Source organism: Pedococcus sp., from assembly GCF_036000045.1.
Classification (GTDB): domain Bacteria; phylum Actinomycetota; class Actinomycetes; order Actinomycetales; family Dermatophilaceae; genus Pedococcus.
This window is the reverse complement of the sequence record NZ_DASYGF010000014.1, coordinates 57,520-63,519: the sequence shown is the minus strand read 5'-3', so window position 1 is coordinate 63,519 and position 6,000 is coordinate 57,520. Positions and strand designations below refer to the sequence as shown.

The 6,000-nt window shown below is 69.2% G+C and carries 8 protein-coding genes; 2 read left to right on the top strand and 6 right to left on the bottom strand.

Translation table 11 applies throughout. The annotated features are described in order from the left end of the window. Position 1: 1 nt before the first annotated feature. The 4 genes from VGN50_RS02070 to arfB all read right to left on the bottom strand — a co-directional run bounded on the left by VGN50_RS02070 (position 2) and on the right by arfB (position 1,826). Entirely contained in the window at positions 2–553 is a 552-nt protein-coding gene (locus VGN50_RS02070) for an isochorismatase family protein (RefSeq protein ID WP_327442972.1), read from the bottom strand. 24 nt (positions 554–577) lie between these two features. Continuing rightward, positions 578–769, bottom strand: a complete 192-nt coding sequence (locus VGN50_RS02065) for a hypothetical protein (protein ID WP_327442971.1) — start codon at positions 767–769, stop codon at positions 578–580. 53 nt (positions 770–822) lie between these two features. Continuing rightward, the gene (locus VGN50_RS02060) at positions 823–1,344 is read right to left on the bottom strand and encodes a DUF6584 family protein (RefSeq protein WP_327442970.1); all 522 of its coding nucleotides are present in this window, start codon (positions 1,342–1,344) and stop codon (positions 823–825) included. 62 nt (positions 1,345–1,406) lie between these two features. Further along, on the bottom strand, positions 1,407–1,826 hold the full coding sequence (gene arfB / locus VGN50_RS02055) for an alternative ribosome rescue aminoacyl-tRNA hydrolase ArfB (RefSeq protein ID WP_327442976.1): 420 nt from the start codon (positions 1,824–1,826) through the stop codon (positions 1,407–1,409). A gap of 145 nt (positions 1,827–1,971) precedes the next feature. On the opposite strand from arfB, the gene VGN50_RS02050 reads away from it, so the two are divergent. Then, a complete protein-coding gene (locus VGN50_RS02050) occupies positions 1,972–2,208 on the top strand; it encodes a hypothetical protein (protein ID WP_327442969.1) in 237 nt (78 codons plus the stop codon). A gap of 16 nt (positions 2,209–2,224) precedes the next feature. Here VGN50_RS02050 and VGN50_RS02045 read toward each other — a convergent pair whose 3' ends face one another. Then, positions 2,225–3,460 (bottom strand): PP2C family protein-serine/threonine phosphatase, encoded by a 1,236-nt coding sequence (locus VGN50_RS02045; RefSeq protein ID WP_327442968.1) that lies wholly within the window; start codon positions 3,458–3,460, stop codon positions 2,225–2,227. Between the two features lie 256 nt (positions 3,461–3,716). On the opposite strand from VGN50_RS02045, the gene VGN50_RS02040 reads away from it, so the two are divergent. Next, complete coding sequence (locus VGN50_RS02040; RefSeq protein WP_327442967.1) at positions 3,717–5,591, top strand: acyl-CoA dehydrogenase; 1,875 nt, start codon at positions 3,717–3,719, stop codon at positions 5,589–5,591. Between the two features lie 113 nt (positions 5,592–5,704). On the opposite strand, the gene VGN50_RS02035 is transcribed toward VGN50_RS02040, so the two are convergent. After that, positions 5,705–5,965, bottom strand: coding sequence for a DUF6458 family protein (locus VGN50_RS02035; protein WP_327442966.1), 261 nt, complete (start codon positions 5,963–5,965; stop codon positions 5,705–5,707). Positions 5,966–6,000: the final 35 nt, after the last annotated feature.

The following is a 6,000-nucleotide window of genomic DNA, read 5'->3' as shown; positions in this document are numbered from 1 at the left end:
GTCAGGTGAAGCTGATCTCCGCCGTGGTCGCCGTGCCAGCCGTGCGCCCTGGGGCGGTGTGGTACTTCCAGTAGAGGTTGGTGTGGGCGATGACTTTCTCGGGGGACGGGGCACCGAACGACGACAGGTCCTCGGTGGTGTGAGCGTCCTCGACGAGCAGCGCGTCGTAGCCGCGCACGATGGCGCCGTGCAGGGTCGAGCGAATGCACGCATCCGTCTGAGCGCCGGCGACGACGAGGCTGCCGATCCCTCGCTCGGCCAACACCGACTCGAGGTCGGTCTCCTCGAACGAGTCACCGAACCTCTTGTGCACCAATGGCTCTGACGCATGCGGCACCAGCTCGGACACGAGCTGCCAGCTGTCGGTGTCGGGCATCAGGCTCTCGCTCTGGTGCTGCACCCAGACGACATCGACCTGTGCGGACCTCGCCTTGTCGACGAGCGCCGCGACATGGGCGACGACGGTGTCGCGGTCGTACGCCTCTGCCACTACGCCGTTCTGAACGTCGACGACGAGCAGGGCGGTGTTGGGCCGGTTGGCGAGGGTGGTCATAGCGGCTCCCCAGGGTCGGATCGGTCAGGCAGAGGCGCGCAGGGCGGCGACGGCCGCCAGGTCGTCGAACCCGGCGAAGACCGCCGTGTCACATGCCGCGCAGCAGAACCCGCCGGGCCCCTCGTCGAGGACCGGGAGCAGGATCTGCTCAGCAGCACACTCGTCGCACCACGCCTGGACGGCGCGGAGCAGGAGTACGTCCGTGATGGTGTCCATGTCTCGAGAGTGGCACGACCCACTGACAGCCGACGTCTGCCACGCCCTGCCGCTCAGCCCGGGATGACCCACCTGACGAGTGTCACGAAGCCGACGACCGCGCAGACGACGAACAGCACGGCCAGCCCCACCGCGATGACCATGGCAGCATCGACCGTTCGCTTAGTCTGCGGCGGAGCGCTGTGCTCATTGGCCGCGCGGTCCGCAGCGCGTGTCTCGTCCGCCTTGCGGCGCAACGCATCCACCCGCTTGTTGCCCTCGTGCTCCCGCACGCTCCGGGGCAGGCTGCGCCACATCTCGGCGAAGTGGTCGCGGTGTCGCTCCCGCCATGCCGCGACGGCTACGTCGACGTCCTGCCCGCGTCGCGTCGTACCGAACCACGCAGCTCCGGCGGACGGCAGGTCGCGCATCGCGAAGTGCACCTCACCCAACAGCTCCAGCCCCTCGGCGTCATACTCGGCCGCCAGGTGGCCCACGAGCCGGTCGCGCGCCTTCCACTCGCGCCCGGCCGCGAGGTCGGCTCTGGCCCGCTGCACGGCCGCGCTGCTGCGCGACTCCTGCGTCTGCTCGCTCACAGACGCGAGTATGCCGTGAACCCGACCGCGCGCCGCATCCCCGCGCTCGGCGACTGGCCTGTTCACTCCGGCCGCCGCAGACGCTTGGTCTCGGCGCGTCGCTTCTTGCCGGCGATGCGCCGCTCCACCGAGCCACGCGTCGGCCTCGTCGCGCGCCGCGCCCGAGGAGGCGCAGCGATGGCGGCGGTCAGCTCGTGGGCCAGTCGGCGCTCCGCCGCCTCACGGTTGCGCAGCTGGGAGCGCTGCTCCGACGCCGTGACCGACAGGACTCCGTCGACGAGCCGGCCCGCCAGCCGCTGCAGGGCCCGGGCGCGCTGAGTGGGGCTGAGAGCAGTCGACCGCGCGACGTCGAACAGCAGCTCGACCCTCGAGTCGGTGGTGTTGACGCCCTGCCCACCTGGTCCTGAGGAGCGCGAGAACCGCCACGACAGGTCCGCCCGGGGAATGACCACTGACGCACCCACCCGCAGTGCGCCAGCCATGTCGCCCCGTCCGCGCCTCACCCTCGCCACGGTAGCGGGGTGGGCTGGACCGGCCTACTCGGCGCAATGGCCCACTTGGGCTATGGCGAGTCTGAGCGGTGCGCCGCAGCATCGTGACAGGGCAGACCTCGAAGGGAGGCGTCGCATGGCCTCCACCGAGCCACCGGATGACCTGCACGACGCAGCACTCGCGGAGGACATCGCCCTGCTCGGCGACATCATGGCGGCCGCTGCAGCGGATGGCGGCCGCTCGCTGAGTGATGCCGAGGTGGACGCGGCCCTGGGCCTCGCCGCCCAAGACTCCCGTGCCGACCGCGGCCGTTCTCGCAGGAGGCTCTGGCGCCTTCGGAGCCGCCGGGCCAAGCGCACCCGAAGGCACTGAAACGCCCCCGAGCCGGTCAGAGCTCAATGACGAGCACCGCGGTGTCGTCGGCGGCGCAGTCGCCGTCGCGGACCTCGGTGATGATGGCGTCGATGAGGGCCTCAGGGCCGAGACCGGGGTGGGCGCGCAAGCAGGACCTGAGCCGTTCGATCCCATCGGTCAGGTCTTCGGTACGCCGCTCGACCAGGCCATCGGTGTAGAGGACCAGGTATGCGCCTGGGCTGAACCTGGCGGTCGCCTGGGGGCGCGGACCTGCGGCCTCCGTGGCGGCAAGTGGCGGCCCCAACGCCTGGTCGAGCGCCTCGACGCGGCCGTCTGCGTGGTGGAGGAGCGGGGGCAGGTGGCCGGCACTGCTGTAGGTCGCGGTGCCCTGCTCCAGGTCCAGGACGACTTTGACAGCTGTGGTGGCGGTCGCCTGCTCGATCTGCCGAGCGAACCTGTCCAGCACCTGCAACGCGTTGCCCGGCCCCACGTCCGCGACGGTCACCGCGCTCAGCGCACTGCGCAGCTGGCCCATGACGGCAGCGGCCTGCAGACCCTGACCGACGACGTCACCCACAGCGGCAGCCAGACGTCCGTCTGGGAGTGCGGCCACGTCATACCAGTCGCCGCCCACGCTCAGGGAGCTGCTCGCCGGCAGGTAGCGCGCCGCCACGCGGCCACGCGCCTGCTCGGGGATGGTCGTCGGGAGCATCGCGCGCTGCAGCGCCAGGCTGGTCTCCCGCTCGCGCTCCTGGGCCTCCTGCAGCAGGGCGTTCGCGCTCTGGAGGTCCCGAGCGAGGCCGAACACGTCGGAGTGGTGCTCGAGGTTGACCGTCGACATGCCCGCCGGGTCGCTGAAGTCGGCGGCCACGGACAGCACGACGGGGGTGACGTCCTGGATCTTGTGCAGCAGGGCGACGACGGCGTCGGCTTCATCCCTGATGGGAGTGGCGGTCGAGATCCAGTAGCGACTCGCCTCCGGTTCCTTGGACGAGGCGTCGGAGCGCACGTCGTAGCGCTGGAGGGGGAGGGCCTCTGGGCGCCCGGTCGCCAACGCGCGCAGCAGCGACTCGCGGATCCGGTCGGCTGCCCCCGCCATCGACTCCAGGGACCCGAGCGCCAGCACGTCGACGAGATCGCGGCCCAGTAGCTCGCGCCTGGTGCGGCCCACGACGACCGGGTAGGCGGCGTTCACGTCGATGACCTTGAGGTCGCGGCTCAACAGGGCACAGGGGTTGGGCAGCGCGTCGAAGACCGCGCGATAGTCCACTTGGGCGCGTGGCTCCGGGGAACCAAAGCTCGACATCAGGCCCCTTCTGCGCTCGTGTTTCGGAAACGCTAGCAAGAGCGAGGGGGCGCAACCGGCAAAGGGCGAATCTGTCTGGGTCGCGCTGGTGCGGTAGGCGCATCTGCGTCGGTCGTGGCGTGTGTCACACAAGACTTGCATTCGTTACTGGCCAGTAGGACCATGGATGTTACCGGCCAGTACGAGCCGCTTCCCACGTCACGACGCGGAGGTTCCCACGATGGGCCACTACAAGAGCAACCTGCGAGACCTCGAGTTCAACCTCTTCGAGGTCTTCGGCCGTCAGGACGTCCTCGGGCACGGCCCCTATGCCGACGTCGACGCCGACACCGCGCGCGAGATGCTCAAGGAGGTGTCCCGGCTCGCCGAGAACGAGCTGGCCGCATCCTTCGCAGACTCCGACCGCAACCCGCCGGTCTACGACCCCGCGACGTACTCCGTCACCATGCCCGAGGGCTTCAAGAAGAGCTACCAGGCCTACATCGACTCCGGCTTCTGGGGCGTGGACGTGCCCGGCGAGCTCGATGGCACCGTCGTACCACCGAGCCTCAAGTGGGCCATGAACGAGATGGTGCTGGGCGCCAACCCCGCCGTCGCGATGTTCGCCGCCGGATACTCCTTCGGCAAGCTCCTCTACATCCTCGGCAACGACGAGCAGAAGAAGCTCGCGCGCTGGATCATCGAGAAGGGCTGGCACTGCACGATGGTGCTGACCGAGCCCGACGCCGGCTCCGACGTGGGCGCGGGCCGCACCAAGGCCACCGAGAACGCCGACGGCACGTGGAACATCACCGGCGTCAAGCGGTTCATCACCTCCGGTGAGTCCGACATGGTCGACAACGTCGTGCACTTCGTGCTGGCGCGCCCCGAGGGCGCCGGAGCCGGCACCAAGGGCCTCTCGCTGTTCATCGTCCCGAAGTTCCACGTCGACCTCGAGACCGGCGAGCTCGGTGAGCGCAACGGCGCCTACGTCACGAACCTCGAGCACAAGATGGGCCTCAAGGTCTCCACCACCTGCGAGATCACGTTCGGCGACCGGGAGCCCGCGGTGGGCACCCTTCTCGGCGACACCCACGACGGCATCGCGCAGATGTTCAGGGTCATCGAGCACGCCCGCATGCTGGTGGGCACCAAGGCCATCTCCACCCTCTCCACGGCATACCTGAACGCTCGCGACTACGCCAAGGAGCGCGTGCAGGGCGCGGACCTCACCCAGTCCACCGACAAGGCGGCCCCGCGCGTCACCATCACGCACCACCCGGACGTGCGCCGTTCCCTGATGACCCAGAAGGCGTATGCCGAGGGGCTGCGCGCGCTGGTCATCTACACCGCGACGCAGCAGGACATCGTCGACCAGGCGTTCATCGAGAGCGGCAGCGAGGAGCTGGTCAAGGACAGCCCAGCCGAGATGGCCAACCGGGTGAACGACCTGCTGCTGCCCATCGTCAAGGGCGTCGGGTCCGAGCGCGCCTGGGTGCTCCTCGGCACCGAGTCGCTCCAGACGCTGGGCGGGTCCGGCTTCCTGCAGGACTACCCCATCGAGCAGTACATCCGCGACGCCAAGATCGACACCCTCTACGAAGGCACCACGGCGATCCAGGGCCTGGACTTCTTCTTCCGCAAGATCATCAAGGACAAGGCGCAGGCCCTCTCGCACATCGCGATGCAGATCCAGGAGCTCGCCAAGGCCGGCGACGGCACCGACTTCCTGCGCACCGAGCGCGAGCTGCTGGGCAAGGGGCTCGAGGACGTGCAGGGCATCCTCGGCTACATGGTCGGTGAGCTGATGAAGTCTGACCCGCGGCAGGAGGGCGGCGACCTGCGCAACCTCTACAAGGTGGGGCAGAACACCTCCCGCCTGCTGCTCTCGGCGGGCGACCTGGTCATCGGCTGGCTGCTGCTGCGTCAGGCAGAGGTGGCCAAGGCCGCCCTCGACGCGGGTGCCAGCGGCGGCAAGGACCAGGACTTCTACCAGGGCAAGATCGCGGCGGCGTCCTTCTTCGTCCGCACCGTCCTGCCGAAGATCGCGGCTGAGCGCCAGATCGCCGAGGCGACCGACAACACGCTGATGGACGTGCCGGAGTCGGCTTTCTAAGCGCATTCCGTCCCGCTCACAGCGAAAGGTCGCTGCCCCCGTGTGGGGCAGCGACCTTTCGGTTTTCGCGGTGGTGGCTCGTATGCCGGCTGGCCAGGCTCGCGGCCGCCTCGTCAGAGGTCGCGGCGGTCGACGTCGACCTCGTCCACCTGCGTGCCGGTCGCGGGGTCGGTGTGGCGGACGCGCCTGGAGGTGTAGCCACCGCCAACGGCGCGCCTGTTCGTCATGATGAGCGAGAGCACGATCGCGATCACGCCGGCGATCATGCAGATCCACCCGACGGCGTTGAGGTCGACAGCGCCGAGAGAGGCGTGGAGGGCGAAGCTCAGTATCGCCCCGATGACAATGAGGAAAATGCCGAGTCCGATGTACATGGTCACTCCTGAGGATCGCGGGTCTGGGGATTGAC

What these genes read in the sequence shown, in the direction of transcription:
- VGN50_RS02065 (WP_327442971.1), bottom strand. Translation starts at nt 769, where the DNA reads ATGGACACCATCACGGACGTACTCCTGCTCCGCGCCGTCCAGGCGTGG.
- VGN50_RS02040 (WP_327442967.1), top strand. Translation starts at nt 3,717, where the DNA reads ATGGGCCACTACAAGAGCAACCTGCGAGACCTCGAGTTCAACCTCTTC.
- VGN50_RS02070 (WP_327442972.1), bottom strand. Translation starts at nt 553, where the DNA reads ATGACCACCCTCGCCAACCGGCCCAACACCGCCCTGCTCGTCGTCGAC.
- arfB (WP_327442976.1), bottom strand. Translation starts at nt 1,826, where the DNA reads ATGGCTGGCGCACTGCGGGTGGGTGCGTCAGTGGTCATTCCCCGGGCG.
- VGN50_RS02035 (WP_327442966.1), bottom strand. Translation starts at nt 5,965, where the DNA reads ATGTACATCGGACTCGGCATTTTCCTCATTGTCATCGGGGCGATACTG.
- VGN50_RS02050 (WP_327442969.1), top strand. Translation starts at nt 1,972, where the DNA reads ATGGCCTCCACCGAGCCACCGGATGACCTGCACGACGCAGCACTCGCG.